This window comes from Peteryoungia wuzhouensis (genome assembly GCF_003205195.1).
GTDB lineage: Bacteria > Pseudomonadota > Alphaproteobacteria > Rhizobiales > Rhizobiaceae > Allorhizobium > Allorhizobium wuzhouense.
Genome location: NZ_QJRY01000004.1, coordinates 232,010 through 257,580, shown reverse-complemented (window position 1 = coordinate 257,580; position 25,571 = coordinate 232,010). Strand labels below are relative to the sequence as shown.

Sequence of the window (25,571 nt, the reverse complement as noted above, 5' to 3'; positions counted from 1 at the left end):
CATCTCCCCCTCAAGGGGGGAGATCGGAATGCGGCAGACGCCTTACCTGGCCAGAACCGTTTCAGTTCGGGGTTAGCGAATGAATACGTGAAATTATGAAACACGGCCCGACGAGGTAGCACCACCAGCAGCGATTGAAGGAATCGACACCGGCCTCCCATCCAATCTCCCCCCTTGAGGGGGAGATGTCCGGCAGGACAGAGGGGGGTACCCCACACGCCACACCAGACAGCTAAACCACTACCAAGGAACCAGATCCAACCGCCACTGACACCCATTCCGAAGGTACTCCCAGCCGAACCACTCGGCTCATGCAAACCTGACATGGCATCCCCTATCCCTCGGCATCTGGCGGCGAAGGATCGGGATGCTGGGACAAACGGCGCGGAAGTTTTCAACTGGACCCCGACTGTTGACGCAGCGGGCAACGACTTGGAGCTTTTGGCATGCGCGTACTCGTTCTCCACTCCCACCCCCTCGAAGAAAGCTTCGGCCGGGCGCTCTACAAGCTCACCTGCGAAAGCTTGGAAAAGGCCGGCCACGAGGTCGATGGCTGTAATCTTTACGAGGAGGGCTTCGACCCGGTGCTGTCGGCCCATGACCGTCGCGTCTATCACGACATCCCCGACAATCTGACGCTGGTGAAACCCTATGTCGACCGCCTCAAGAAGGCCGAAGCGCTTGTCATCGTCACCCCCGTCTGGAATTTCGGCTTCCCGGCCATGCTGAAGGGCTATTTCGACCGCGTCTGGCTGCCCGGCGTCTCCTTTGATCTGGTGGACGGCAAGCTCACGCCCACGCTCCGCCACATCAAAAAGCTCGCCGCCGTCATGACCTATGGCGCAACCCCGATGCGCGCCTTCCTCGCCGGCAATCCGCCGAAAAAGATCGTCAAGCGGGTCATCCGCGCCCAGATCAAGATCGGTGCCCCGGTCAGATATCTCGCCCATTACGACATGAACAACTGCACGGAAAAAACCCGCGCCGCCTTCATGGAAAAGGTCCGGCGCGAGATGGAGATGTTCTGAGCATCGATCGCCGCAAGGCCGGACAAACAAGTGCCAGACAAGCAAAAGGCCAGCCCGGTCAGGGCTGGCCTTCATTGTCTCAGGAGACCCGGATTACGGGGTCGTGGCCGGCGGCGTGGCCGGGGTGGTTGCCGGCGGCGGGGTCACCGGATCGGCAGCCGGCGGCGTGGCCGGGGCGGTATCGGCAGGCGGGGCTGCCGGTGCCGGGGCCGGTTCAGCCGGCGGGGTCGTTGCTGCGGGCGGCGTGGCCGGCTCGGTGGTCGAGGTGGCCGGAGCCGTGGTCGTTGCCATGTCGCGGTTGCCGAACACGAAGAAGGCGGCAGCTGCGATCACGACGATCAGCAGAATGGCGATGCCCCAGCTGGCGCCGCTCATCCCGGCGTTCTGGGTGACGTTCGGCCGCGTATCGAGGCGGGGATCAGGACGTTGGTCCATGGTGTAAACTCCTTGCTGGTGGCGGCGTGCATCTTCATGCTTCGCCGGCAGAATGGGTGGAATTGATCGGGCGTTCGATTACTGCACTACGCCGACGACCACGTAGGTGTCAGGGTCGACGATGACGCGCTGGTTGTTGACCACCGCATAGGCATAGGTCGGCTGCTCGGGGATCGGGGTCAGCACGATCTGCTTCGGCAGCGGCTGGCCGACGGCCACCTGCTGTTCGATGATCACCGGCTGAGCCGGGGCCGGCTGCTGCTGCACATAGGTGACCACGGGTGCCGGCGGCGGGGCAACGGCGGTGCCGGCAATTGCACCGACAACACCACCGACGGCGGCGCCAACCGGACCACCGACAATAGCACCTGTCACGGCCCCACCAGCAGCACCCGTTACGGTACCTTCCTGGGCGAGGACGGGCGACGCCATCGAACCAATGACCAGAGCTCCGAGAGCAAGAATCTTCGTCTTCATGGCTGCATCCTTTCCGTTAGTGACTGCCATCGACGACAAAAACACTCGGAAAGGCAAATTGTTCCGCGACCCTGACCATCCCTCTATTCTCGGCGTAAAAAAGAAAAAAGGCGAAGACGGCAAATATAAAGCGAAACTATGGCTAGAACGACCGACGGCGGTCAAAAGACTTTCGCGGCCGTTACCTCCACCTCGACAAGGAATTCTGGCCGAGTAAAGCCACCGACGACAATCAGGGTGGAAACGGGCTTGGGCTCAAGAGTATATCGGTCGCGCACGGCCATATAGGCGGGAAAATCTTCGCGTCTTGTTACAAAGCCGGATATGCGGATGACGTCGGCAAAACTCATCTCGGCCTCCGCCAGGATCGCCTGGATGGCCCCGAAGCAGAGTTCGGCCTGTCCGGTCACATCAGGTGGAATGCTGTCATCCGGACGGATGCCGAGTTGGCCCGAGGTGACCAGCAGGCTCGCCCCGGGTGGCACCAGCAGACCGTGATTGTAGTGACCGAAGGGCTTGCGGACAGACACCGGATTGAAGCTGCGTTTCATGGCGCTCGACCTTTCTCAGGACGACGGCGCAACGGGCGCCGTACGGTTGCGTTGCAGTTCATAGAGGATATGTCCGAACAGGGCGGCAAGCACGATCGGTCCGCCGACCAGGGTGCCGGCTGACGGAACCTCGCTCAGCACCAGCCAGACCCAGAGCGGCGTGAGCGGCACTTCGAGCGCCGTCAGAAGGCTTGCATCCGCCGCCGGCAACCGCCGGGTCGAGGCGGTGTAGAAGATCAGCCCCATGGCGTTCTGCACGATGGCAAAGAGGATGATGAGCCGCAGGTCGACCATGGTCACCGTCAGCGGCGCGGCAAACCAGAAGGTGACGAGCGAACACAGCCAGGCAGAGCCCGCCATCGCCGGCAGCATCGGCACCTCGCGATGCTTGCGCATCAGCGTCGCCATGGCAGCGACGCAGAGCGTCATCACGGCGGCTAGAAACTTGCCGAAAAGCCCACCGCTTGGCCCCTGTGCATCGGTCAGCATGACAACGACGCCGACCAACGCGACAGCACTGGCGATGAGGGTCGAGCGGCTGGGCCGTTCGCCGATGAAGACGAAGGCAACCGCCGCCGTCACAAAGGGCACGGTGGCATAAATCACCATCGCATCGGCAATCGCCGTGTAATACATCGAGCCGATGCCGGTCACCATGCTGGCGGCCGAGAAGACCATGGTCCAGACGCTCGGCCACCCCATGCGGCGCAGGATGCCGGGCACGCGGCTCCGTTCGAGATAGACGAAAAACAGGAAGACGCACGTTCCCGAGAACAGACCGCGCCAGAACAGCATGGTCATCAGGTCGGCCCCGATATGCCGGATGAACAATCCGGACGACGACCAGGCAAGCGCCGAAATGGCGCCGTAGACAAGGCCGAAGCGGTATTGACGCGGATCGTCGAGGCTCATGGCGGAGTGCTCATTGCCGAGCGGTCACCGTCAGCTTCCGTAGCCGACGATGCCCTTGATCTCGAGGAAATCGTGGATGCCCCAGTCGGCATATTCGCGACCGTTGCCCGATTGCTTGTAACCGCCGAAGGGCGCCATCGTGTCCCAGTCCGGGTAATTGAGATAGACGGAGCCCGCCCGCATCCGCGCCGCAACCCGCCGCGCATGCGCGATATCGGTCGACTGCACATAAGCCGCCAGACCATAGACGGTATCGTTGGCGATCTCGATCGCCTGCTCCTCGGTCTCGTAAGGCAGGATCGACAGAACCGGCCCGAAGATCTCCTCGCGCGCGATCGTCATGTCCGGCGTGACATGGCCGAAGATGGTCGGGCGGACATAGTAGCCGCGGTTGAGATTTTCCGGTCGGCCAGGCCCGCCGGTGACCAGCAGGGCGCCCTCTTCGATCCCGACCTCGATCAGCCGCTGGATCTTGTTGAACTGCACATCGCTGACGACAGGGCCAAGAACGGTGTCCTCGGCCTGGGGATCGCCGACCTTGAAGGTTTCGGCCGCTTCACGCGCAATCAGAAGCGCCTCGTCATGCCATTCGGCCGGCACCAGCATGCGGGTCGGCGCATCGCAGGATTGGCCGGAATTGCCGAAGCAACCTTCGACGCCCTTGCGCACCGCCGTTTCCAGATCGGCATCGGGCAGGATGATATTGGCCGACTTGCCACCGAGTTCCTGCGCCACGCGCTTGACCGTATCCGCCGCCGTCTTGGCAACGATGATGCCGGCCCGGGTCGAGCCGGTGAACGACACCATGTCGACATCCGGATGCCCCGCCATCACCTGGCCGACATCCGGACCACGCCCCTGGACGAGGTTGAACACGCCCTTCGGCGTGCCGGCCGCTTCCATCACTTCGGCGACGATGACGCCGGAGATCGGCGCGATTTCGGACGGCTTCAGCACGACCGTGCAGCCGGCAGCAATGGCAGGCGCCACCTTGCAGACGATCTGGTTGAGCGGCCAGTTCCACGGCGTGATCAGCGCGCACACACCGATCGGTTCGCGCACGATCATGGTGGTGCCGCGCAGTTCGGAAAATTCGAAGCGCTCGAAGGCGGCGATGGTCGCTTCCAGATGCGCCCGGCCGGCCCATGCCTGGGCATCGCGGGCAAAGGCGATCGGCGCGCCCATTTCACGGCTGACCGCCTGGGCAATATCCTCGTAGCGCTCGTTATAGACATCGAGGATGCGCTTGAGCAGCGCCAGCCGCTCCGCAGGCTCGGTCACCGAAAAGGTCGAAAAGGCAGCTTTTGCAGCCGCAACCGCCCGGTCGACATCGCCTTTGCTGCCGACCGAGATTTGCGTATAGGCCTCCTCCGTCGAGGGATCGATGATATCCAGCACGGCCGGCACCATTGGATCGACCCATGCGCCGTCGATAAAGAATTTCAGGGAGTTGGACATCATGCCTCCAAGGCCTGCGAAAATTGACGGATCACTATTGGCCACACTGGGCGGGACTTCAAGCGACAGAACACCGGAAGGCGACCAATCCCCAACCACCGCGAGGGGTCAGCGCTCGAACCGGTCCAGCATGCGATACCAGGCGACATGCGCAGCCACTCCGATCCGCCGGAAACGATGAAACGGGATCGGGGAGATCGGCGTGAGCGGGAAAGGCAGGACGGCAGCGTCACCCGTTGCCGCATAGGCGGCCAGGCACGGACCGAGCGCCGTCATCAGCCCGATACCCCGGCCCTGGCAGCCAGCGACCATGAACAGGCCCGGCTCCGGCTCGTGCAGATGCGGCAGATAATCAGGCGTCATGGCGACCCGTCCAAACCAGCGATGTGTGATCGGCGTTCCCTGCAGCTTGGGAAACAGCCGCAACATGGCGTGCTCCAGATGGAGCCAATCGGCGGCGGACTGCGGTTCGCGCATCGGCCCTCGCCCGCCCATCACCAGCCGCCCGTCGGGACTTCGGCGGTAGTAGACGAGAATGCGCCGGCTGTCAGAGACCGGCTGCCCGCCCGGCAACACCTGATCGAGGAGTTCTGCCGGCAGCGGCGCGGTGGCAATCTGAAAGGAGTGCAGCCAGACGAGGCTCCGGGCCAAGCCGGGAATGAGCCCATCGGAATAGGCATTGGTCGCGACGAGCACTTTTTTGGCAAGCAGCGTTCGCCCCCGATCGGTGGAGGCCGCCCACAGCGCGTCTCTCGACTGCAGCCGTGTCACCGCCTCGTCAAGCAGCAATCCGGCCCCGCAGCGGGTCGCCAGCCGTGCCAGCTCGACCACCAGCGCCAGCGGATTGACCATGCCGGCGCGGCGATCCAGCCAGCCGCCGCAATAGTCATTCGCCCCGGTCAGCAGTGAAATCTCCGCCTCATTGAGCAGCATCACATCGGCGCCGCGCAGGCGCCACTCGCGGTTCCGCTGCACGGCGGCCTGCATGGCGGTGCGCGTATGTGCCGCCTGGATCCAGCCATCGCGCTGATGCTCGACGGGCAGCCCCTCCGAACGGATCAGGTCGAAAACGGCATCGGCCGTACCGGCAGAGAAGTCGGCCAGCCGCTGGCCGGCCTCGTCTCCAAGGATCTGGCACAGCGTCTCGGGATTATGTTTGAGACCGGGAATGACCTGTCCGCCATTCAAGCCGGATGCGCCCTCGCCCACCCCCCGCGCTTCGATCACCTGGACTTTCAAGCCCTGTCGTGCCGCGTGATAGGCCGCTGACAACCCCTGATAGCCGGCGCCGATCACGAGCAGATCCACCTGCCCGTCGATCAATGCTTGCGACACCACATCAGCGGGCCGGCGCCAGACTGGCGAACCCGGCAAAGGGGAGAGCATGTAGAAAAACCTGAAATGAGATCAAACGTATCGTCTGATCTTGACGAATGCTGTGTCAAAATCCACCAACGTCAGGCTGTAAATATATCTGACAGTAAAATGGATATGTTTTGCAATCGTATATTTCAGCAATACTAATTAAGCGCTTTCCGATGTCGGATTTTCAGGCAACTGCCACTCGATGGCGCTTCTGCCCTGTTGAACCAGGGAATCATTCGCCTGTGAAAAATGCCGGCAACCGAAGAAACCATTATGCGCCGACAATGGCGAGGGATGCGGCGCCTTCAGCACCAGATGCCGCGACCGGTCGACGAAAGCCGCTTTCTTCTGCGCATAGGAACCCCAGAGCATGAAGACGACATGCTCGCAATCCTCGTTGACCGCGCGGATCACCGCATCGGTGAACTGCTCCCAGCCTTGGCCCTGATGGGAGGCCGCCCGCGCCTCTTCCACCGTCAGCACGCTGTTGAGCAGCAACACGCCCTGGCGCGCCCAGTGTTCGAGGAAGCCGTGCCGCACAGGCGCAATGCCGAGATCGCTCTGCAGCTCCTTGTAGATGTTCACCAGCGACGGCGGAATGCGCACGCCGGGCTGCACACTGAAGCAGAGCCCATGCGCCTGTCCTGCCCCATGATAGGGATCCTGGCCGAGGATCACCACGCGGACCTCATCGAGCGGCGTCAGGTCGAGCGCCCGGAAATACTCAGGCCCTTTCGGGAAGATATGTTTGCCGGCCGCCTTCTCACGCTGCAGAAACGCCTTGAGATCGCGCATATAGGGCCGCGTGAACTCCTCCCTCAGCACAGCCTTCCAGCTGTCCTCGAGCCTGACTTGCGCCTCCGCCATTGCTGCCGCTCCCTCTTCTCGCTTACATGGTGCAGACGATAGAGGACCCGTGACCGGGTCTGTCAACCTCAAGCCGAACGGAGCGCACAAGAGAACCGTGACGCCCTTTTTCAGACTATGGCAACGCCACCGCATCCTGACGTCAGCCTTTGTGGCGGCGATGGCGCTGGCGCTCTTTTTTGCCGGAAGAACGATCTTCTTCGTTGCCTATTGGAGCGACCCGGTTCGCCAGGACCTGCCACCGGCCCCCTGGATGACGATCGGTTACGTCGCCCATTCCTGGCATGTGCCGGTCGAAAACCTCGCCCGCGGTCTCGACCTGCCGCCCCCGCCAAAGGATGGCCCGCGACCGTCGCTGGAGCGACTGGCCAAGCAACGCGGCCAGAGCTTCGAAGCGTTCAAGGCCGAGATCGAGGCCTCACTCGCAGACCTGCGCCGTCAGGGCCTGACGAAATGACCCTGACCGAGACGCTGCTTGCGGCCCTTCCATCCTATGGGCTATCGCTGCTCGGCATCATCGTATGCGTGAGCTGCCTCGGCGCGCCGCTGCCCGCCTCGGTCGTCATGATGCTGATGGGCGCCCTTGCCGCCGCCGGCGACTTCACGCTTTGGATCGTCATTGTCGTGGCGCTGGCCTCTGCCGTAGCGGGGGACCAGCTCGGTTATATCATCGGGCGCACCGCCGGCCGACGGCTGGTGCCGCTGGTCGCGCGCAATCCGTCGCGCCGCAAGGCGATCGAGCGGGCGGAACGGGAAATGGAAGAACGCGGCAATGTCGCGGTCTTTCTCACGCGCTGGCTGCTTTCACCCCTTGGTCCCTATCTCAACCTGATGGCCGGGGCCTCCGGCTTTTCCTGGCCGCGCTTCACGCTGGCGGGCCTGCTTGGAGAGACGGTCTGGGTTGGCCTCTATACAGGGCTTGGCGCAACCTTCAGCGAAAGCGTCACGCAGATGGCCGAGATCAGTGGCAACATCAGCGGCTTTCTGGCCGCCGGCGCTATTGCCGCATTCCTCGGCTTCAAGCTCCAGCAAGCCATGCGCAGCAAGGATTGAATGCCTGCACGGCCCCGAAAACAGGCCTTCGCCGAACTGTCACACAGCGATGTTATCCGGGGGAGAATATCCGGAGACTCGCCATGACATTTCTGATCTGGTTTGCCGTGATCGCCCTACTCGTCCAGCTCGCAAGCATCGCGTTTGTCATTGCGACCAGGATGCTCCACCGGAGAGGCGCGCATCGGCCGATCTCTAAGCCGCCGGTCACGCTCATCCGGCCGATCTGCGGGCTCGAGAACAATCTGGAGCGCTGCCTCGCCTCGTCCTTCCGGCTCGACTGGCCGTCTTACGAGCTTCTCTTCTGTGTTGCGCGGGCGGACGACCCGGCAGCGGCGCTGGCCCAGCGGCTGATGGCGGAGAACCCGCATATTCCCGCGCGCCTGCTGGTCGGCGAGGACCTGTTCAGCGTCAATCCGAAAATGAACAACGTCGTCAAGGGCTGGCGGAATGCCCGGCATGACTGGGTCGTCATGACCGACAGCAATGTGCTGATGCCACCGGACACCATTGCCCGGATGATGGCGCGCTGGGACGGCAAGACCGGTCTCGTCTGCTCGCCGCCGGCGGGAACGGAGCCGACGAATTTCGGCGCCATGCTTGAAAGCACCTGGCTCGACAGCTTCCAGGCCCGCTGGCAGCTCTTTGCCGATGCGGCCGGCTTCGGTTTCGCCCAGGGCAAGTCGATGCTGTTCAATCGACACCTCATCACCGAACTCGGCGGCTTCGAACGCCTCGGTGAAGAGGTCGCGGAGGATGCCGCAGCCACGATCCTGATCCGCAATGCCGGCTTGAAGGTCCGGCTGGTGCGCGAGCCTTTCCCGCAGCCACTCGGCAATCGTGACATCGCCGCCGTATGGAAGCGCCAGTTGCGCTGGGCCCGCCTGCGCCGCGCCTCCTTCCCGCTCTATTTCCTGCCCGAGGTCTTCACCGGCGCCACGCTGCCCATGGCTGCCATGGTGGCACTTGCGCTCAACGGCAATCTTCCGGCCTGGACGCCGCTCGCCTATCTCATGGCCTGGTACGGTGCCGAGGTCCTGCTCGCGCGCACCTATGGCTGGCCGACTGGCTGGCGCATGCTTCCCGCCATGCTCGCCCGTGATCTGCTGTTGCCGGCCCTCTTCGTGTCAGCCTGGTTCGGCAGCGGGTTCGAATGGCGCGGCAATGCGATGACTGTTGCCGACAACGACAATGGGCGCACGACCCGCATCCGCCAGGCCGTCGCACGCACGCGCGACAAGGCCCGCGAAAAGGCGCGTGCGCTGGTTGCCGCCCGCAGCCTCTGAACCTCCGTCATCAAAAAAGCGGGCAGGACCGCATCGCGATCGCTGCCCGCAAGAGGGAGGTTGTTTTGCCGGTCAGATGGTGCCTTGGCTCATCTGCTCGGCGATGTAATCCGCCTGTCGGATCGCAAGAGAAACGATCGTCAGGGTCGGATTCTCGGCTGCCCCGGTGGTGAACTGGCTGCCATCGGAGACGAAGAGATTGGCGATGTCGTGGGTCTGGCCGTGTTTGTTGACCACGCCGTCCTGCGCCTTCTCGCTCATGCGGTTGGTCCCGAGATTGTGCGTCGACGGATAGGGCGGCGTCGGGAAGGCACGATGTGCGCCGACCGCCTCGTAGAGCGCGACACCCTGTTTGTAAGCATGATTGCGCATCGCCTCGTCGTTGGGATGGTCGGTAAACCAGACGTCGGGGATCGGCATGCCATACTTGTCCTTCAGTTCACCATGCAGCTTCACCGCATTCTGCTCCTGCGGCATGTCTTCGCCGACGATCCAGAGGCCCGCCATGTTGGCATAATTGTCGAGCGCCGACGTGAACGACCGGCCCCAGCCGCCCGGATCGAGGAAGGCCGCCATGAAGGGCAGGCCCAGCGACAGCGTCTCGAACTCGTAGCCGCCGACGAAACCACGTGACGGATCGTGCCGCGCTTCGTCTCTGATAATCCCGGCCATGGTGGTTCCGCGATACATGTGAACCGGCTTGTCGAATACGGCATAGACCGAGCCGGTCGTGTGGCGCATGTAGTTCTTGCCGACCTGACCGGACGAATTGGCAAGCCCGTCCGGGAATTTCGACGAGGCGGAATTGAGCAGCAGCCGCGGGCTTTCGATCGAGTTGCCGGCGACGCAGATGATGCGGGCCTTCTGGCTTTGCAGCTTGCCGTCCTTGTCGGCATAAACGACAGCGGTCACCTTGCCCGACGCGTCATGCTCGATCTTGACCACATGCGAATTCGGCCGCACCTCCAGTTTGCCGGTCGCCTCGCCCTTCGGGATTTCCGTATAGAGCGTCGACCACTTGGCGCCCCACTTGCAGCCCTGGAAGCAGAAGCCGGTCTGCTGACAGCTCATGCGGTCGTCGCGGTCGGCGGAATTGATCGCCATATTGCCGGTGTGACATTCCTTGTAACCCAGCTTGTCAGCCCCGGCCTTCAAGACCTTGAAGTTATTGTTGCCGGGCAGACCTTCGATCCCGTTGGTGCGGGTCACGCCCATCTTGTCCTCGGCCTTGGCGTAGTAGGGCTCGAGATCGGCAAGCGTGATCGGCCAGTCGAGCAGGTTGGCGCCTTCGACCTTGCCGTAGTGGGTCAAAGTCTTGAATTCGTGCTCCTGGAAGCGCAGCGAGGCGCCCGCCCAGTGGGTGGTGGTGCCTCCAACGGCCTTCACGATCCAGGCCGGCAGGTTGGGAAAGTCCTTGGAGACGCGCCAGCCGCCGCCGGTGGTGCGATGGTCGAGCCAGGCGAGCTGGGCAAAGCTGTCCCATTCGTCATTGATGAAGTCTTCGTGCTCGATGCGCGCACCGGCTTCGAGCACGACCACGTCGATGCCCTTCTGGGCAAGTTCGTTGGCAAGCGTGCCGCCGCCTGCACCGGAACCGATGATGACGACCACGCTGTCGTCGTTGAGATCATAGGGCGCTGCCATGTTTTCCTCCCGGGAAATCGGTCATAGGGGTAAACGCCGCCGGTCCCATCCGCGATGGGCCTCCTTCCGGCGACGATGAATGCGTGTCTTGGGGTGAACTCAGAGCCAGGTGATGTCGTCGAACCCGCGCTGGATGTAGCCGCCCTTGGAATAGGACTCGCCCTCGTAGCCGAAGATCGGCCAGATCTCCTTCTGGTTATAGAGGCTGACCACGAGGTCGCCCCGCACCGCCTGGAAGAAGGGCGTCGTCTCGATATCCCGCAGGATTGCCACGCGATCATCCTCCCAGCCCAGCCCGCGATAGCCGCCGGCGCCCGCACGCTTGTCGAGATCGGCAATGCCCTCTTCGATCAGCACCTTGTGCTTCTCGTCCTTGGCCGCCATCGTATCCTGGCCCTTGACGGCCGCCGCATAGAAGCGGTCGGCGAGCTGGTCATGCGGATAGATGTCACGCGCCATCTTGATGAGCGTCGCGAGCGTATCCGGCTTCAGCGCGGTGGCTTCCAGGCCCCAGGCCTGCTCGGGACAGATCACCGCCGTGCCGGTAACCATCAGCACGGCGCCGGCCGCACCCGTCTTCAGAAGCTGGCGGCGCGACATGCCGCCTGTCTTGTCGAGTATCGTAACCACGTCATTCTCCTCCCATGAAATGATGCGCGACGGCCAGCCGCCGTCACCGAAGGCTGGCGCGAAACCGCGCCCGCCGGCTGCAGGATTGTGGGACCGGGAGCTCCTCTTCCCCCGGTCGCACGATCATTTGTAGCGTCCGTGCCGTTGCAGGACCTCGATCTTGTATCCGTCCGGATCGGTGATGAAGAAAAAGCGCGCGAGCAGAGCGCCGTCCCGGTTGAACTCGACGATCTTGTTCGGGTTCAAGCCGAGATCGGTCAGCCGCTGATGCTCGGCATCGAGATCCGAGACGCTCAAGGCGAGATGGCCATAGCCGTTGCCGAGATCATAGGCCTCCTCGCGACCCTTGTTGACCGTCAGCTCCAGCTCGAATTCGCTCTCCGAATTGCTGAGATAGATCAGGGTAAAGGTTTCGAAATCGAGACGGTCCGCGATCTCCAGCCCGAAGGCTTTCGTGTAGAAGGCGAGCGACCGCTCTTCTTCCAGAACGCGGATCATTGAATGGATCATTTTCGCCAATGGGCTGCTCCTCGCATGCTGACAAATGTCATGCAGGAAGAATGTCCCGATTTGGCATCTGGATGGTAGCAGCCCATTACCGCAGCCGATTTTTTCCCGGTCCGCCCGGGCCATTCTTCGCATCCAAGCGAGGCAGTTTAGCGAAGAGCGAAATTGACCACGGCAGCGGCTGGCAACATAATGCGAAAAAAGACCGAAGAACGATAAATCAGGGAGGAGCATGCCATGTGTGAAGTCTTTGCAGGACAGGACCCGGCCCGCTACCGCGCGGTCAACCGCTCCGTCCGCATCGGAGGCCACTCGACCAGCATCCAGCTGGAAGCGGCCTTCTGGGTGCTGATCGACGAAATCGCCGCGAGCCAGAATTTCTCGACATCCCGCTTTCTCTCGACGCTCTACGATGAGGCACTGGAGATCAACGGCTCTGTCTCGAACTTCGCGTCGCTCTTGCGCACCAGCTGTCTGATCTATCTGATGAGCAAGGCTGAGCATCCGGGCGAACCGCAGCAGTTCCACATTATCGCCGCCGAGTAAGCGGCACAAAATAAGGCGGCCCGACTGGTGCCGGGCCGCCCTTCAGTTCCGACTACCGTCCTGGCAGGACGATTATTCGGCCGCCTGCAGCACGGGCTGCGCCTGCGGCATGTCGGCCTCTTCCAGCACCTTGCCGCCGAGCGCCGCATGGAACAGCGTCTCGTCGAGTTCGCCTTCCCACCGGGCGACGACCACGGTTGCAACGGCATTGCCGATGAAGTTGGTGATGGCGCGGCATTCCGACATGAAGCGGTCGATGCCGAGGATCAGCGCCATGCCGGCGACCGGCACGGAGGGTACGACCGAAAGGGTTGCGGCGAGCGTGATGAAGCCGGCCCCGGTGATGCCGGCCGCCCCCTTCGAGCTCAGCATGGCAACCGCCAGAAGCAGGATCTGCTCGCCGAGCGACAGCTGAATGCCAGTGGCCTGGGCGATGAACAGCGCCGCCAGCGTCATGTAGATATTGGTGCCGTCGAGGTTGAAGGAATAGCCGGTCGGGATAACGAGGCCGACGACCGAGCGCTTGCAGCCAGCCTTTTCCATCTTGCTCATCAGACCCGGAAGCGCTGCTTCCGACGAGGACGTGCCGAGGACGAGCAGCAGCTCTTCCTTGATGTAGCGGATCAGCGCCAGGATCGAGAAGCCGTTGTAGCGTGCGACGGCACCGAGGACCACGGCGATGAACAGGAAGGATGTGAGGTAGAAGGTGCCGATCAGCATGGCGAGGCTGGTGACCGAGCCGATGCCGTATTTGCCGATGGTAAACGCCATGGCGCCGAAGGCACCGATCGGGGCGGCCTTCATCAGGATGGCGACCAGCTTGAAGACAGGCGCGATGACGGCCTGCAGGAAGTCAGTGACCGGCTTGCCGCGTTCACCGACCAGCGCCAGCGAAATGCCGAAGAGCACCGAGAAGAACAGCACCTGCAGGATGTCGCCATCCGCAAACGCACCGACGATGGTCGTCGGGATGATGTTCATCAGGAAGCCGATGATGGTCGAGTCATGCGCCTTTTCGGTATAGGTCGCGACGGCCTTTGCATCGAGGGTGGCCGGATCGATATGCATGCCGGCACCCGGCTGCACGACGTTCGCTACGATCAGGCCGATGATGAGGGCGAGTGTCGAAAATGTCAGGAAGTAGATCATCGCCTTGCCGGCGACACGACCAACCTTCTTCATGTCGCTCATGCCGGCAATACCGGTGGCGACCGTCAGGAAGATGACCGGGGCAATGATCATCTTGACGAGCTTGATGAAGGCATCGCCCAGCGGCTTCAACTGCGCGCCAATTTCCGGATAGAAATGGCCGAGCAGGATGCCGGCGGCGATCGCCGCGAGAACCTGGACATAGAGATGTTTGTAGAAGGGCTGACGGCCCACGGGTGTATGCCCTGCGGTATCGATCTGCATGATGTCCTCCATGGTCGCCCTGACGGAACAAGTTCCGGCCTCCCGGGCGGTTGCTGAATTGAACGGCAGCCAATGCCGCCTACAAATCCTTCAGCAAGGCGCGTGCCACTTCGAACAAAGTCGAATAACACTATGTTTTAAAATAATTTTTGCGATATCTCGACAAAATACATTCAGTGGAATGAGCGAAATTCCACACAAACCCCTTGGAAAATTGTGCGAAGTATCGCACTCTTAACCCCTCAAGAAACAGGGGCAGCGAAGTCCTGTCATGCAGCCACGTCACTGGATCATCTTTGTTCTTATATCCGGCGCCATGCTGCTCGCAGGCGTCTATTTCGGGGAAGAGACATTCCGCCAATCCGCCGTCACCCGCTTGGCGGAGGAAACGAAGACGGATGCGGAACTGAAGCGCGCGCTGCTTCTCGCCGTGCTCGACCGCTCGCGCAGCCTGCCGCTGGTGCTGTCGGAGGATCCGGATCTTGCCCGCACGCTGACAGGCGAAAACCCGACCGACATCGCGCGGCTGAATGGAAAGCTGCAGCGCCTGGCCGAAAACACGCATGCCTCTGCGATCTATGTCATTCGCGGCGACGGCATGGCCATTGCCGCCAGCAACTGGAACCGCCCGGACAGCTTCGTCGGCAGCAATTATGGGTTCCGTGACTATTTCAGCAAGGCCTTCGCCACCGGCAGCGCCGAGCAATATGCACTCGGCAGCGTCAGCCGGCGGCCCGGCCTTTATCTGTCACGCCGGATCGCGTCAAACTCAGGCGCTCCACTTGGCGTCGTTGTCATCAAGGTCGAGTTCGAAGAACTCGAGGAAAGCTGGCGTCGGTCCGGCAAGCGAACCTTCGTCACCGACAGCCACGGCATCGTGCTGATCACCGGCGTACCCGCCTGGCGCTTCCTGACCCTCTTCGACATTCCGCCCCGCGAGCTGAGCCAGATCCGCGACAGCCTCCAGTTCGGCGAAGCGCCACTGACGCCGATCCCCATCTGGAAGCTGCAGGCGTTTGACGGCGACATGATGGTGGCGACGGACACGGGTGCCGAAGCAGGCGCACCCCATCAGACCCATTTTGCCACCACCCTGGGGGTGCCCGGAACCAGCTGGGCCTTGCATGTACTGGCACCCGCGACGGAAGCGCTGGACTCCGGCGCCTGGGAAGGCCGACTGGTCGTGATCAGCATCGGCCTGCCCCTCATCGCCGCCGCCGCCTGGCTCCTTTATCTCAGCGGGCGCGCCGCCCGCCGCCGCGCCGCCGAGCAGGCCGCCCTTGCCGAACTCGAACGCCAGGTGGGCCGCAGGACACTGGAACTGACCGAAGCCCGCGACCGGCTCCAGGCGGAAATTGCCGAGCACAGGGCGACAGACATCCGATTGCAGGGCGTGCAGCAGGACCTGGTCCAGGCCAACCGGCTGGCGATCCTCGGCCAGGTGGCGGCCGGCGTGGCGCACGAGATCAACCAGCCGGTAGCAACGATCCGCGCCTATGCCGACAATGCGAAATCCTTTCTCGATCGGGGCAATGCAGAAACCGCGAAGGACAATCTCGGCTTGATCGCCGATCTCACCGACCGGATCGGTGCCATCACCGGCGAATTGAAGGGCCTTGCCCGCAAAGGGCGGCAAACGGCAGAACCGGTCGGCGTGAAAGCCGCAATCGACGGCGCACTCTTTCTGCTGAAGAGCCGCTTTGCCGGCAGTTTCGATCGCCTGACGATCGGTGACATCCCCCAGGATGTCACCGTTTTCGGCCAACGTATCCGTCTCGAGCAAGTGCTGATCAACCTCCTGCAGAACGCTTTGGAAGCAATCGAGGGGCAGGAGAAGGCCACCATCAGCATCGGCCTGGCACGCCTTTCCCCCGACGAAGTGGACTTGACGGTGAGCGACACCGGCCCCGGCCTGCCGGACCGCGTGCGCGACAACCTCTTCATTCCCTTCACCACCTCCAAGGAAGGTGGCCTCGGGCTCGGACTCGTGATCGCCCGAGACATCGTCACGGAATATGGCGGCCGGCTTGCGGTCGACACCGGGCCGAAGGGAACGACCTTCACGATTACCCTGAAGAGGGCTTCGACATGAACATCGAGATCATCCTTGTCGACGACGACCAGGCGCTGCGCCGGGCCACACGCCAGACCCTCGAACTGGCAGGTTATGTCGTCAGCGATTTCGCCGCCGCGCAGCAGGCCCTTACCCAGCTGTCGCGGGAAAGCGAGGCCGTCGTCGTCACCGATATCCGCATGGCCGGCATGGACGGGCTCGAACTCTTCGCCCGCCTCCGTAGCCTCGACCCGGATCTGCCGGTGCTGCTGATCACCGGTCATGGCGATGTCGACATGGCCGTCAAGGCGCTGCACGACGGCGCCTACGATTTCATTGCGAAACCCTTCCCCGCCGACCGCCTTGTCCAGAGCGTGGCGCGCGCGGCGGAAAAGCGCCGGCTGGTGATGGAAAACCGGCGCCTGCGCGAGGCCGCAACCACGACGCCGGACGACCTGCCTCTCATCGGCCAGACGCCCGCCATGGAGCATCTGCGCCAGACATTGCGCCAGATCGCCGACACCGATGTCGACGTGCTGATCGCCGGCGAAACTGGTAGCGGCAAGGAAGTGGTCGCCACCCTCCTCCATCGCTGGAGCCGGCGTTCCAAGGGCAACTTCGTCGCGCTCAATTGCGGCGCCCTGCCGGAAACCGTGATCGAGAGCGAACTCTTCGGCCACGAACCGGGCGCTTTCACCGGCGCCCAGAAGAAACGCGTCGGTCGCATTGAGCATGCAAGCGGCGGCACCTTGTTTCTCGACGAGATCGAGAGCATGCCTTTGCCCACCCAGGTAAAGATGCTCCGGGTTCTCGAAATGCGCGAGGTGAGCCCGCTCGGCACCAACGACATACGCCCTGTCGATCTGCGCGTCGTCGCCGCCGCCAAACTCGATCTCGGAAACCCCGCCGAGCGCGGCGAGTTTCGCGAGGATCTCTATTATCGGCTGAACGTGGTGACGGTCTCGATCCCACCGTTGCGGGAACGCCGGGCCGATATTCCCGTGCTCTTTGCCCATTTTGCCGCCCGTGCCGCCGAACGCTTCCGCCGCGACATTCCGGCCATCACCAACGATGTGCACCGCCACCTGGAGAGCCACGACTGGCCGGGCAATGTGCGCGAGCTCTCCCACTACGCCGAACGCGTCGTGCTCGGCATCACGCCGCCACCGAAGCCGTCATCGGGTTCGCCGACGGCGGGTCTCAGCCTGCCCGAGCAGATGGAGCGGCATGAGGCCGAACTCATCCGCGCGGCCTTGAGAGAAAACAGCGGCGACGTGCGCTCGACGCTTGAGGCCCTCGGCATTCCGCGCAAGACCTTCTACGACAAGCTCCAGCGCCACGGCATCAACCGGGCAGAGTATCAGTAACCGGTCGAACCCGAGGAAGCGCCGTCCTTTGACGCCGCATCCGGATTGCGCATCTGTGCCGCCATGGCCGCAGCCGCATTGGCCAGAAGCCAGGTATCCGTGCCATTTGCCATGAAACGCACCCCGGCGCGGCGGGCAAGCGCGATCATTTCGGGGTCGCCGGTCATGATGCCCGCCGGCTTGCCGGCAGCCTTGATCTTGCCGATCAACATCTCGACCGTTTCCATCACCTCCGGCACGATCGCCTTGCCGCCATACCCCATGTCGGCAGAAAGATCGGCAGGACCGATCAGGATCGCATCGACACCTTCCGTGGCGACAATGGCGTCGACATTCTCGACACCGAGCCGGCTTTCGATTTGCCCAATCAGGCAGACCTGATCATCCGCCGTCTCGGCATAGTCGGCGATCCGGCCGAAATTCGAGGCGCGCCCCAGGCTCGCGCCCATGCCTCTGATACCGAAGGGCGGATAACGCAGCGCCTTGGCCAGAAGCGTGGCCTGCTCCGCCGTTTCGACCATCGGGATCATCAGCGTCTGCGCCCCGATATCGAGCGCCTGCTTGATCAGCCAGGGCTCGCCGACCGGCAGGCGCACCACCGGATGGGCCGCGTGACGGGTCACGGCGGCAAGCTGGGCCGCGATCAGCGGAATGTCGTTCGGTCCATGTTCGGCATCGATGAGGATCCAGTCGAAGCCGGCCCCGGCACAGATTTCCGCCGAATGCGGATTGGCAAGCGCCACCCAGAGCCCGGTCAGGAGACCGGTGTCTTCGCGCAGCGCTTTTTTGAAGAGGTTCACGGGGGCGGGCATGCATCTTCTCCTGGGGCAATTGCGATCCGGCGGCTTGGCCGGAGACCACAAGCTATCCCCGGAAGCGAAGTGGATCGCAAGTCTCGTTCTCCGTCTTCGGTACGCCCGCGACATTGAACCTCTGGGGTCCGCCGTGATAGGGGCAGCGCAAACCCCAAGCGCAGGAATTGCCCCATGCTCCCCTGGATCCAGCTCGACACGGCCAAGATACCCGGCGGCGGCGAATTGCGCCTGAAACAACGCGGCACGGAATTTTCCATCATGCTCGGCACCAACGAGTTGATGAACAGCCGGCTGAGCGGTTCCGAGGAGGCGCTCGCCACCCTCGCTTTCGAGCGGATCAAGGAGCACAAGCGCCCGCACGTCCTGATCGGCGGCCTCGGCATGGGCTTTACGCTCCGCGCCGCCCTCGCCGTCCTGCCTCAGGATGCGAAAGTCACCGTCGCCGAACTCGTGCCCGCCGTCGTCGACTGGGCACGCGGCCAGATGGCCGAGATCTATGAAGGCTGCCTCGACGACCCGCGCGTGGCAATTCATGTCGGCGATGTCGGCGCGCTCATCGCCAAATCCAGGGGCCAGTTCGATGCCATCCTGCTCGATGTCGACAACGGCCCCGACGGCCTCACCCGCGAAGAGAACGACGGTCTCTATTCCCATGACGGGATTCGCAAATCCAAGGCAGCGCTCACAAAAAACGGCGTGCTCGGCGTCTGGTCGCAGGGTCCGGACCCCAGGTTCACGCGCCGCTTGAAGGATTGCGGCTATGGCGTGGAAGAGATTCCGGTGAGGGCCGGGAAAACCGGCCGCGGCAAGAAGCATGTGATCTGGATGGCGAAGGCGTGAAGGGCTTCATCCGGCGGTAGCGCTTCGACCTGGCCGACACCCCCCTCTGCCCTGCCGGGCATCTCCCCCACAAGGGGGGAGACTGGCCACCGCGCTAGCCTGGCGCCCACCTTTGGCGCAGTAGAGGCAGCGGCAAACGCGACGCGCCGCTCTCCCCCCTTGTGGGGGAGATGTCACGAAGTGACAGAGGGGGGTGTTACACGGCAAAACGGGACTGACAATTCTACCCCCAAAGCCCAACCGGCGGCACCCCCATGATCGCCCCATCATAGCCGATCGCCGGCTCGCGATCCCGCGCCAGAAGCAGCGGCCCATCGAGATCGACAAAAGCCGCCCCCTGGCCGATCAGGAAGGCTGGAGCCATGGCGAGCGACGAACCGACCATGCAGCCGACCATGATTTCGAAACCGGCCCTGACCGCCGCATCGCGCATCAGAAGCGCTTCGGTCAGCCCGCCCGTCTTGTCGAGCTTGATGTTGACTGCGTCATATTTGCCCTTGAGCGAGGCGAGCGACGCCGTGTCGTGGCAGCTCTCATCGGCGCAAACGGGCAGGACACGATCGAGGCCGAGAAGCGCCTCATCGGCACCGGCCGGAAACGGCTGCTCGACCAGCGTCACCCCGAGATCGACAAACACGGGCGCCAGCGCCTTGTACTGTTCCAGGCTCCAGCCCTCATTGGCATCGACGATGATCGCCGACGTCGGCGCACCGGCCCTGACAGCCCGGATGCGCTCCACATCCCCCTCGCCGCCCAGCTTGACCTTCAGCAGCGGTCGGGTCGCCTCTTTCTGCGCCGCCGCGCGCATGCTCTCGGGGCTTCCAAGCGACAGCGTATAGGTGACGGATAGGGGTTTCGGCTCTTGTAACTTCAGAAGTTGCCAGACGGGTTTACCCGCCCGCTTCGCCTCCAGATCCCAGAAAGCGCAATCGAGCGCATTGCGCGCCGCCCCCGGTTTCAGCCGGCTCTGCAAGCCCACCCGGTCCAACCCCTGGGCCAGCTCGGGCACCAGCGCGGTCAACACCGCGATAACGCTCTCCACCGTCTCGCCGTAGCGCGCATAGGGCACACATTCGCCCTGCCCCACATGCACCCCATCCGTCAGCCGCACCGTCACCACCTTGGCCTCGGTCTTCGAGCCGCGCGAGATGGTAAAGGTGCCGGCGATCGGAAAACTCTCCGGCGTCACGGTCATCTGGATCGGCATGGACGAAACCTCCGGTGGCGGGGCGAACGGGGCGGGCTACCCGGCGAATCGCTCCCCTTGCATGAACAGGCAATCCTTTCTATATCCGTCAACTATCGGACCGGTACCGGCGGCGGGTCAAAAAACCCTGCAAAGCCTCACCCAGATCCCCGCGCATCGCGGGCTGAACGGTCGCATGAAGCACAGAGACGAAGCCCGTGAACACGCTGGATTTTGACAAGAGACCGGAAGATACGCGCGTTGTCGTCGCCATGTCGGGCGGCGTGGATTCGTCCGTCGTTGCCGGCATCCTGAAGCGCGAGGGTTATGACGTCCTCGGCATCACGCTGCAGCTCTATGACCATGGCGCCGCCGTCCATCGCGCCGGCTCCTGCTGCGCCGGACAGGACATCGACGATGCCCGCCGCGTCTGCGAAACGCTCGGCATCCCCCATTACGTGCTCGACTACGAACAGCGTTTTCGCGACACCGTGATCAACCCGTTCATGGAAAGCTATGTCGCCGGCGAAACGCCGATCCCCTGCGTTGCCTGCAACCAGACGGTCAAGTTCGCCGATCTGCTCGCGACCGCGAAAGAACTCGGCGCCGATGCACTGGCGACCGGCCATTACATCCGCTCGAAATCCGTGCCGCTGCCGAACGACCCCGGCCACCGCGCCCTCTTCCGCCCGATCGATAGCGAGCGCGACCAGAGCTACTTCCTGTTTGCGACCACGCAGGAGCAGATCGACTATCTGCGCTTCCCGCTCGGCGCCATGTCGAAGGCGGAAACCCGCAAGCTTGCCGAAGACATGGGCCTCGTCGTCGCCCAGAAGGCCGACAGCCAGGACATCTGTTTCGTGCCCCAGGGCAAATATGCCGACGTGATCAACAAGCTGAAGCCGAATGCAGCACTTGCCGGTGACATCGTCCATCTCGACGGCCGGGTGCTCGGCAATCACGAAGGCATCCTGCATTACACGATCGGCCAGCGGAAGGGCTTGGGCGTCGCCACCGGCGAACCGCTCTACGTCATCTATCTCGACGCCCGCTCGCGCCGCGTCATCGTCGGCCCGAAGGAAGCGCTGGAGACCCACCGCGTCTATCTGCGCGACATCAACTGGCTGGGCGACCGCACGCTGGCGGAAGACGCGGCCGACGGCATGCCCTGCTTCGCCAAGGTCCGCTCCACCCGCCCGCCGACACCGGCCGTGCTGCATGCCGACGAACGCGGCGTCTATGTCGATCTCGAAATCGGCGAAGCCGGCGTCGCCCCCGGCCAGGCCTGCGTGCTCTATTCCGCAACCGGCGCCGACGCCCGCGTCTATGGCGGCGGCTTCATCGAGCGGTCGGAACGTTCGGGCACGGCGGAAGCCTCGCTGAAGGCGCTTCTGGCAAGCCCGGTGGCGGCCTAAGCAGAGGGATGTAAGCTGCGGTGGAAAGCGCAATCCTTTTTGCTTTCAACGCGCTTGACTTTGATCGGACCCTCGCCTTATAAGCCGCCCATCGCTTCGGACGGCGACGGCCTCAAGGCCCAGATGTCCGATGTGTGGCGGGGTAGCTCAGGTGGTTAGAGCGTGGGATTCATAACCCCAAGGTCGGCGGTTCAAGTCCGCCCCCCGCTACCAAAAACTCTTATTTTCAATACACTTGAGAAAATGCCTTGAATCGGAGCCGCATTCGAGCGCCGCTCATCCTGTGCGATTCTTGACGCCCAACCAATTTCCCGCAAAGATTGCACCAATCCTCATGGCTACGCGATTGGATGAGATTCCATGGCCAGCAACACGCCGAAGCGCCGCTTACCTATGGCAACCGCCTTGAAAGACAACGACGGCGGTGGCACATTTGATGCCATGGAACAGCGCGTCAAAGCCCTCGAAGACGACATGAAGCGGGTCCTGCAGGACACCGCCGAGATCAAGGGCATGCTGCGCGCAGCCCCGTCCGCGATTGAATTTGGCGAACTGAAGGGCCGCGTCAACAGCCTACCGACCATGGGCAAGGCCGCCACCATGCTGTCGATCGCCACAGCCGTGATTGTCATTTTCAACAACTGGACGGCCGTGCGCTCCTGGCTCGTCGGTTAAGCCACCCTCATCGCGCCGCCCAGACCAACCCCCGCCGCACAATCTCCCGCATCTGCGGCACCTCGAACTCCGACGCCTGATGGCCGAGCGAGGAATAAAACACCCGTCCCTGCCCGTGGCGGCGCTTCCACATCACCGGCATCGTGTGCCCGTCGATCCAGGCATCATGCTCGCCGTTAAAGGTGGTCGTCGCCAGCACCTCGTTGTTCGGGTCGACATGCATGTAATACTGCTCGGAGCGATAGGGGAAATCGCCGATGCCGGAGACGAGCGGGTCTTCGGGCTTCACGATGTTGACCGTGTAATCATAGATATTGCCGGGATGGGCGACCCACTGGCCGCCGATCATGTATTGATACTGCACGCAGTCGCGAAAGCTGTCGCCCGCCTGGCCGTGGAAGCCGCCGAGGCCGACGCCGCGGCGAATGGCAAGCTCCAGGTTCTCGATCTCGGGCTTTTCGATCTTGGTCATCGTCAGCATCGGCACGATGAGGCTGTAGTCGCGGATCGCGGGGTCGGCAAAGGCGGCCGTGCCCGGCTCGACGCGGACGGAAAAGCCCTCCGCCTGCAGCATATCGGAGATAAGGGCGGCGCATTGGTCGGGCTGATGCCCCTCCCAGCCGCCCCAGCAGATCAGAGCCTGACGCATGATGAAATCCTTTTTGAAATAATGAGAGATCAGCGGCCGAGACGGCCATCAATGAGTGATTCAGAAAGCGGCGCGGGCCGCTCGACGCGGGTGGTGATGGAAACGGTTTCGCCCCGGTCGGAGGCCGTCTGGAAGGCCTCCATGACTTCGAGCACATGCAACGCCAGATCGCCATTCGCCCGATGCGGACGATCCTCGATGATCGCATGGGCCATGTCGGCCAGCCCCAGGGAGCGCCAGTTGCCCTCGGCATAAGGCAGGCTGACGGGTTTGCCCTGCGCCTCGCCGACAACAGGCAGCAGGAAGAGATCGCCGCCGAAATGATTGGGATCGGGCACGATCAGCGTCGCCTCCGTACCGTAGATTTCAAGCGGCGTATGGCGATGGCCGGCGACATCGAAGCTCATGGAGATCTGCACCACGGCGCCATTGACGAAGGACATCAACCCCGTGACATGGGTCGGCACATGCACCGGGATCACCTCGCCCCGGCGCGGCTCACTGCCGATCTTTCGCGTGTCGCGCGCTTTGGTGGCAAAACCCGCCACCTTTTCGACCGGGCCGAGCAGGTTGACCAGATCGGTGATGTAATAGGGGCCCATGTCGAGCATCGGCCCGCCACCGGCCTCATAATAGAAGTCCGGATTGGGATGCCATCGCTCATGGCCGGGGCACATGAAGAAGGCCGTGCCGCCGATCGGCTGGCCGATCGCTCCGTCATCGATGAGCGCCCGCGCCGTCTGGTGGGCGCCACCGAGAAAGGTATCCGGCGCCGAGCCGATGCGCAGCCCCATGGCCCGCGCCACGTCCGAAAGCCGCTTGCCCTCGGAGAAGGTCACGCCGAGCGGCTTTTCCGAATAGACATGTTTGCCGGCTTCGAGCGCCTTCAGCCCCACCGCCACATGCGCCTTCGGCACCGTCAGGTTGAGGATGATGCGGATCTCGGGATCGCCGTAGAGTTCGTCGATCGAGCGCGCCGGAACGTTGAATTCGGCCGCCCGGCTCGCTGCCAGATCCGCATTCAGATCGGCCACGCCGCAAACCTTCAGGATCGGAAACTGCGGCAGGGTTTTCAGATAAGCACTTGATATATTACCGCATCCGATGATGCCGATGCCGACTTGCTGCATGATGGCCGCGTCCTCGCTCCCTGGTCTTGGTCTCACGCCCTGGGACGAAGGTGACGCCGTCACCCCTCCTCACCGTCCCGGCGGAAGAGCCGCAGACTGGTCGCAAATGCGACCGACGTCAACGCGCATTCGAGCACTTTTCCCGGAGAAGGCGCAACCGTGCGGACGATCGCAGCCGCACCCTTCCCGGATCAACGGCCAGATCTGGGGATGCCAGATCGAGGGGGCGATCGGAAAACCTTTCGTTAAATTTTAGTGAATAGAATGGGCGGCCTGTAGCGAGGTTTTGTCATGCGTACCGCTCTTATTTCCGCCCTCGGCGTCATGCTGATGCTGTCGGCCTGTGCCAAGCCGCCATCCCAGACGCGCAATGCCTGCGCGATCTTCGAACAGCGCGATGGCCTGTTCAACAACTGGCGTCGTGCCGCCGTCGCAGCCGAGCGTGAATACGGCGTTCCGGTCCCGATCCTGATGGCGACGATCTACACGGAATCAAGTTTCCGCCACAACGCCAAGCCGCCGCGCAAATGGTATCTCGGCTTCATCCCCGGCAAGCGCGCCTCCTCGGCCTATGGCTATTCGCAGGCGCTCGACGGCACCTGGGACCGCTATCAGCGCGAAACCGGCCGCTGGGGCGCCCGCCGCACCGATTTCGCCGATGCCATCCGCTTCATCGGCTGGTATCACCGCGAGACGGCGGACAAGGTCAAGATCCCGCTCAACGACCCCTACAATCTCTATCTCGCCTATCACTCGGGGCTGACAGGCTATCTGCGCGGCGCCTACAAGAACCGCCCGGAAGCCTTGAAGGGTGCGAAGCGGTTTACCGAGATCACCTATACCTATGCGCGGCAATTGCAGCAGTGCCCGGGCTGAGGATAGATGCGACTTAATCAGGTAACGGTCACGATGGTCGATCTCGATGCAGGCTGGGATTTCTACAGCCAGCTGGGCCTCATTCCGATCGTCGACTCGCGTCCGAAGTACGTGCGCTTCGCATGTCCTGATGGAGATAGCACATTTTCATTGCATCAGGGGCCTGAAACCGGCTGCGGCACGACGGTGTATTTCGAATGCGAGGAACTGGATGCCGTCTGTTCCGCGCTTGTCGAAGCAGGCGTACAGTTCTCCAGCATGCCAGAAGACCAGCCTTGGCTCTGGCGAGAGGCCGAACTGTTCGATCCGAGCGGGAACAGGGTGATACTCTACCACGCCGGACAAAATAGGCTCCAGCCGCCATGGCGACTGAAGCCTGAAATCAAACGCTGA

The 25,571-nt window shown here is 63.0% G+C and carries 27 protein-coding genes and 1 tRNA gene; 13 read left to right on the top strand and 15 right to left on the bottom strand.

The window, feature by feature from the left end; translation table 11 throughout:
- Window positions 1–446 precede the first annotated feature (446 nt).
- A complete protein-coding gene (locus DMY87_RS12785; protein ID WP_110791818.1) occupies window positions 447–1,028 on the top strand; it encodes an NAD(P)H-dependent oxidoreductase in 582 nt (193 codons plus the stop codon).
- 93 nt (window positions 1,029–1,121) lie between these two features.
- On the opposite strand, the gene DMY87_RS12780 is transcribed toward DMY87_RS12785, so the two are convergent.
- The 7 genes from DMY87_RS12780 to ung all read right to left on the bottom strand — a co-directional run bounded on the left by DMY87_RS12780 (window position 1,122) and on the right by ung (window position 7,093).
- Window positions 1,122–1,463 (bottom strand): hypothetical protein, encoded by a 342-nt coding sequence (locus DMY87_RS12780; protein WP_110791816.1) that lies wholly within the window; start codon window positions 1,461–1,463, stop codon window positions 1,122–1,124.
- A gap of 78 nt (window positions 1,464–1,541) precedes the next feature.
- Window positions 1,542–1,940, bottom strand: coding sequence for a DUF1236 domain-containing protein (locus DMY87_RS12775; RefSeq protein WP_110791814.1), 399 nt, complete (start codon window positions 1,938–1,940; stop codon window positions 1,542–1,544).
- Window positions 1,941–2,101: 161 nt separating this feature from the next.
- Window positions 2,102–2,491, bottom strand: coding sequence for a RidA family protein (locus tag DMY87_RS12770; protein ID WP_110791812.1), 390 nt, complete (start codon window positions 2,489–2,491; stop codon window positions 2,102–2,104).
- A gap of 15 nt (window positions 2,492–2,506) precedes the next feature.
- Entirely contained in the window at window positions 2,507–3,403 is an 897-nt protein-coding gene (locus DMY87_RS12765; protein ID WP_110791811.1) for a DMT family transporter, read from the bottom strand.
- Window positions 3,404–3,433: 30 nt separating this feature from the next.
- Entirely contained in the window at window positions 3,434–4,861 is a 1,428-nt protein-coding gene (locus tag DMY87_RS12760; protein ID WP_110791809.1) for an aldehyde dehydrogenase family protein, read from the bottom strand.
- Window positions 4,862–4,969: 108 nt separating this feature from the next.
- Window positions 4,970–6,247 carry an NAD(P)/FAD-dependent oxidoreductase gene (locus tag DMY87_RS12755; protein ID WP_110791807.1) on the bottom strand — a complete coding sequence of 426 codons (1,278 nt, stop codon included), beginning with the start codon at window positions 6,245–6,247 and terminating at the stop codon, window positions 4,970–4,972.
- 138 nt (window positions 6,248–6,385) lie between these two features.
- Window positions 6,386–7,093, bottom strand: a complete 708-nt coding sequence (gene ung, locus DMY87_RS12750) for a uracil-DNA glycosylase (RefSeq protein ID WP_110791806.1) — start codon at window positions 7,091–7,093, stop codon at window positions 6,386–6,388.
- 97 nt (window positions 7,094–7,190) lie between these two features.
- Between ung and DMY87_RS24175 the strand changes: the two genes are divergently transcribed.
- The 3 genes from DMY87_RS24175 (at window position 7,191) to DMY87_RS12740 (ending at window position 9,432) form a co-directional block, all read left to right on the top strand.
- Entirely contained in the window at window positions 7,191–7,550 is a 360-nt protein-coding gene (locus DMY87_RS24175; RefSeq protein ID WP_165826220.1) for a hypothetical protein, read from the top strand.
- Entirely contained in the window at window positions 7,547–8,146 is a 600-nt protein-coding gene (locus tag DMY87_RS24170) for a DedA family protein (protein WP_165826219.1), read from the top strand. The genes DMY87_RS24175 and DMY87_RS24170 overlap by 4 nt, the downstream gene beginning before the upstream one ends.
- An 83-nt stretch (window positions 8,147–8,229) precedes the next feature.
- Window positions 8,230–9,432: a ceramide glucosyltransferase gene (locus DMY87_RS12740; RefSeq protein ID WP_110791802.1), complete on the top strand. Its 1,203-nt coding sequence runs from the start codon at window positions 8,230–8,232 to the stop codon at window positions 9,430–9,432.
- A gap of 72 nt (window positions 9,433–9,504) precedes the next feature.
- Here DMY87_RS12740 and DMY87_RS12735 read toward each other — a convergent pair whose 3' ends face one another.
- From DMY87_RS12735 to DMY87_RS12725, 3 genes are all read right to left on the bottom strand, one after another.
- A complete protein-coding gene (locus DMY87_RS12735; protein WP_110791801.1) occupies window positions 9,505–11,076 on the bottom strand; it encodes a GMC family oxidoreductase in 1,572 nt (523 codons plus the stop codon).
- A gap of 99 nt (window positions 11,077–11,175) precedes the next feature.
- A complete protein-coding gene (locus DMY87_RS12730) occupies window positions 11,176–11,706 on the bottom strand; it encodes a twin-arginine translocation signal domain-containing protein (RefSeq protein ID WP_110791799.1) in 531 nt (176 codons plus the stop codon).
- 123 nt (window positions 11,707–11,829) lie between these two features.
- A complete protein-coding gene (locus DMY87_RS12725; RefSeq protein ID WP_110791798.1) occupies window positions 11,830–12,225 on the bottom strand; it encodes a VOC family protein in 396 nt (131 codons plus the stop codon).
- A gap of 225 nt (window positions 12,226–12,450) precedes the next feature.
- Between DMY87_RS12725 and DMY87_RS12720 the strand changes: the two genes are divergently transcribed.
- Entirely contained in the window at window positions 12,451–12,759 is a 309-nt protein-coding gene (locus DMY87_RS12720) for a ribbon-helix-helix domain-containing protein (protein ID WP_110791796.1), read from the top strand.
- Window positions 12,760–12,831: 72 nt separating this feature from the next.
- On the opposite strand, the gene DMY87_RS12715 is transcribed toward DMY87_RS12720, so the two are convergent.
- Complete coding sequence (locus DMY87_RS12715) at window positions 12,832–14,172, bottom strand: dicarboxylate/amino acid:cation symporter (RefSeq protein ID WP_110792175.1); 1,341 nt, start codon at window positions 14,170–14,172, stop codon at window positions 12,832–12,834.
- A gap of 271 nt (window positions 14,173–14,443) precedes the next feature.
- On the opposite strand from DMY87_RS12715, the gene DMY87_RS12710 reads away from it, so the two are divergent.
- Window positions 14,444–16,264: a sensor histidine kinase gene (locus tag DMY87_RS12710; RefSeq protein WP_245408907.1), complete on the top strand. Its 1,821-nt coding sequence runs from the start codon at window positions 14,444–14,446 to the stop codon at window positions 16,262–16,264.
- The gene (locus tag DMY87_RS12705; RefSeq protein ID WP_110791794.1) at window positions 16,261–17,592 is read left to right on the top strand and encodes a sigma-54-dependent transcriptional regulator; all 1,332 of its coding nucleotides are present in this window, start codon (window positions 16,261–16,263) and stop codon (window positions 17,590–17,592) included. The genes DMY87_RS12710 and DMY87_RS12705 overlap by 4 nt, the downstream gene beginning before the upstream one ends.
- Here the strand turns inward: DMY87_RS12705 and DMY87_RS12700 are convergent.
- Window positions 17,586–18,404 (bottom strand): HpcH/HpaI aldolase family protein, encoded by an 819-nt coding sequence (locus DMY87_RS12700; protein WP_110791793.1) that lies wholly within the window; start codon window positions 18,402–18,404, stop codon window positions 17,586–17,588. The two genes, DMY87_RS12705 and DMY87_RS12700, sit on opposite strands and share 7 nt — an antisense overlap.
- Before the next feature lie 174 nt (window positions 18,405–18,578).
- On the opposite strand from DMY87_RS12700, the gene DMY87_RS12695 reads away from it, so the two are divergent.
- Complete coding sequence (locus tag DMY87_RS12695; RefSeq protein ID WP_110791791.1) at window positions 18,579–19,247, top strand: spermidine synthase; 669 nt, start codon at window positions 18,579–18,581, stop codon at window positions 19,245–19,247.
- Between the two features lie 223 nt (window positions 19,248–19,470).
- Here DMY87_RS12695 and dgcA read toward each other — a convergent pair whose 3' ends face one another.
- Window positions 19,471–20,454: an N-acetyl-D-Glu racemase DgcA gene (gene dgcA, locus DMY87_RS12685; protein ID WP_205908163.1), complete on the bottom strand. Its 984-nt coding sequence runs from the start codon at window positions 20,452–20,454 to the stop codon at window positions 19,471–19,473.
- Between the two features lie 197 nt (window positions 20,455–20,651).
- Between dgcA and mnmA the strand changes: the two genes are divergently transcribed.
- The 3 genes from mnmA to DMY87_RS12670 all read left to right on the top strand — a co-directional run bounded on the left by mnmA (window position 20,652) and on the right by DMY87_RS12670 (window position 22,523).
- Window positions 20,652–21,848 carry a tRNA 2-thiouridine(34) synthase MnmA gene (mnmA, locus tag DMY87_RS12680; RefSeq protein WP_110791789.1) on the top strand — a complete coding sequence of 399 codons (1,197 nt, stop codon included), beginning with the start codon at window positions 20,652–20,654 and terminating at the stop codon, window positions 21,846–21,848.
- 136 nt (window positions 21,849–21,984) lie between these two features.
- Window positions 21,985–22,061, top strand: a tRNA-Met gene (locus tag DMY87_RS12675).
- 147 nt (window positions 22,062–22,208) lie between these two features.
- A complete protein-coding gene (locus DMY87_RS12670) occupies window positions 22,209–22,523 on the top strand; it encodes a hypothetical protein (protein WP_110791788.1) in 315 nt (104 codons plus the stop codon).
- A 7-nt stretch (window positions 22,524–22,530) separates the two neighbouring features.
- On the opposite strand, the gene DMY87_RS12665 is transcribed toward DMY87_RS12670, so the two are convergent.
- Together DMY87_RS12665 and DMY87_RS12660 are read right to left on the bottom strand one after the other, a co-directional pair.
- Entirely contained in the window at window positions 22,531–23,172 is a 642-nt protein-coding gene (locus DMY87_RS12665) for a ThuA domain-containing protein (RefSeq protein ID WP_110791786.1), read from the bottom strand.
- A 29-nt stretch (window positions 23,173–23,201) separates the two neighbouring features.
- Window positions 23,202–24,302 (bottom strand): Gfo/Idh/MocA family protein, encoded by a 1,101-nt coding sequence (locus tag DMY87_RS12660; RefSeq protein WP_110791785.1) that lies wholly within the window; start codon window positions 24,300–24,302, stop codon window positions 23,202–23,204.
- 291 nt (window positions 24,303–24,593) lie between these two features.
- On the opposite strand from DMY87_RS12660, the gene DMY87_RS12655 reads away from it, so the two are divergent.
- Together DMY87_RS12655 and DMY87_RS12650 are read left to right on the top strand one after the other, a co-directional pair.
- The gene (locus DMY87_RS12655; RefSeq protein ID WP_110791783.1) at window positions 24,594–25,178 is read left to right on the top strand and encodes a transglycosylase SLT domain-containing protein; all 585 of its coding nucleotides are present in this window, start codon (window positions 24,594–24,596) and stop codon (window positions 25,176–25,178) included.
- A gap of 6 nt (window positions 25,179–25,184) precedes the next feature.
- Window positions 25,185–25,571, top strand: a complete 387-nt coding sequence (locus tag DMY87_RS12650; RefSeq protein WP_110791782.1) for a VOC family protein — start codon at window positions 25,185–25,187, stop codon at window positions 25,569–25,571.

Excerpts from the sequence above, each read along its gene's own strand:
- DMY87_RS12785 (WP_110791818.1), top strand. The coding sequence starts at position 447 with ATGCGCGTACTCGTTCTCCACTCCCACCCCCTCGAAGAAAGCTTCGGC.
- DMY87_RS12780 (WP_110791816.1), bottom strand. The coding sequence starts at position 1,463 with ATGGACCAACGTCCTGATCCCCGCCTCGATACGCGGCCGAACGTCACC.
- DMY87_RS12775 (WP_110791814.1), bottom strand. The coding sequence starts at position 1,940 with ATGAAGACGAAGATTCTTGCTCTCGGAGCTCTGGTCATTGGTTCGATG.
- DMY87_RS12770 (WP_110791812.1), bottom strand. The coding sequence starts at position 2,491 with ATGAAACGCAGCTTCAATCCGGTGTCTGTCCGCAAGCCCTTCGGTCAC.
- DMY87_RS12765 (WP_110791811.1), bottom strand. The coding sequence starts at position 3,403 with ATGAGCCTCGACGATCCGCGTCAATACCGCTTCGGCCTTGTCTACGGC.
- DMY87_RS12760 (WP_110791809.1), bottom strand. The coding sequence starts at position 4,861 with ATGTCCAACTCCCTGAAATTCTTTATCGACGGCGCATGGGTCGATCCA.
- DMY87_RS12755 (WP_110791807.1), bottom strand. The coding sequence starts at position 6,247 with ATGCTCTCCCCTTTGCCGGGTTCGCCAGTCTGGCGCCGGCCCGCTGAT.
- ung (WP_110791806.1), bottom strand. The coding sequence starts at position 7,093 with ATGGCGGAGGCGCAAGTCAGGCTCGAGGACAGCTGGAAGGCTGTGCTG.
- DMY87_RS24170 (WP_165826219.1), top strand. The coding sequence starts at position 7,547 with ATGACCCTGACCGAGACGCTGCTTGCGGCCCTTCCATCCTATGGGCTA.
- DMY87_RS12740 (WP_110791802.1), top strand. The coding sequence starts at position 8,230 with ATGACATTTCTGATCTGGTTTGCCGTGATCGCCCTACTCGTCCAGCTC.
- DMY87_RS12735 (WP_110791801.1), bottom strand. The coding sequence starts at position 11,076 with ATGGCAGCGCCCTATGATCTCAACGACGACAGCGTGGTCGTCATCATC.
- DMY87_RS12720 (WP_110791796.1), top strand. The coding sequence starts at position 12,451 with ATGTGTGAAGTCTTTGCAGGACAGGACCCGGCCCGCTACCGCGCGGTC.
- DMY87_RS12715 (WP_110792175.1), bottom strand. The coding sequence starts at position 14,172 with ATGCAGATCGATACCGCAGGGCATACACCCGTGGGCCGTCAGCCCTTC.
- DMY87_RS12710 (WP_245408907.1), top strand. The coding sequence starts at position 14,444 with ATGCAGCCACGTCACTGGATCATCTTTGTTCTTATATCCGGCGCCATG.
- DMY87_RS12705 (WP_110791794.1), top strand. The coding sequence starts at position 16,261 with ATGAACATCGAGATCATCCTTGTCGACGACGACCAGGCGCTGCGCCGG.
- DMY87_RS12700 (WP_110791793.1), bottom strand. The coding sequence starts at position 18,404 with ATGCCCGCCCCCGTGAACCTCTTCAAAAAAGCGCTGCGCGAAGACACC.
- DMY87_RS12695 (WP_110791791.1), top strand. The coding sequence starts at position 18,579 with ATGCTCCCCTGGATCCAGCTCGACACGGCCAAGATACCCGGCGGCGGC.
- dgcA (WP_205908163.1), bottom strand. The coding sequence starts at position 20,454 with ATGCCGATCCAGATGACCGTGACGCCGGAGAGTTTTCCGATCGCCGGC.
- DMY87_RS12670 (WP_110791788.1), top strand. The coding sequence starts at position 22,209 with ATGGCCAGCAACACGCCGAAGCGCCGCTTACCTATGGCAACCGCCTTG.
- DMY87_RS12665 (WP_110791786.1), bottom strand. The coding sequence starts at position 23,172 with ATGCGTCAGGCTCTGATCTGCTGGGGCGGCTGGGAGGGGCATCAGCCC.
- DMY87_RS12660 (WP_110791785.1), bottom strand. The coding sequence starts at position 24,302 with ATGCAGCAAGTCGGCATCGGCATCATCGGATGCGGTAATATATCAAGT.
- DMY87_RS12655 (WP_110791783.1), top strand. The coding sequence starts at position 24,594 with ATGCGTACCGCTCTTATTTCCGCCCTCGGCGTCATGCTGATGCTGTCG.
- DMY87_RS12650 (WP_110791782.1), top strand. The coding sequence starts at position 25,185 with ATGCGACTTAATCAGGTAACGGTCACGATGGTCGATCTCGATGCAGGC.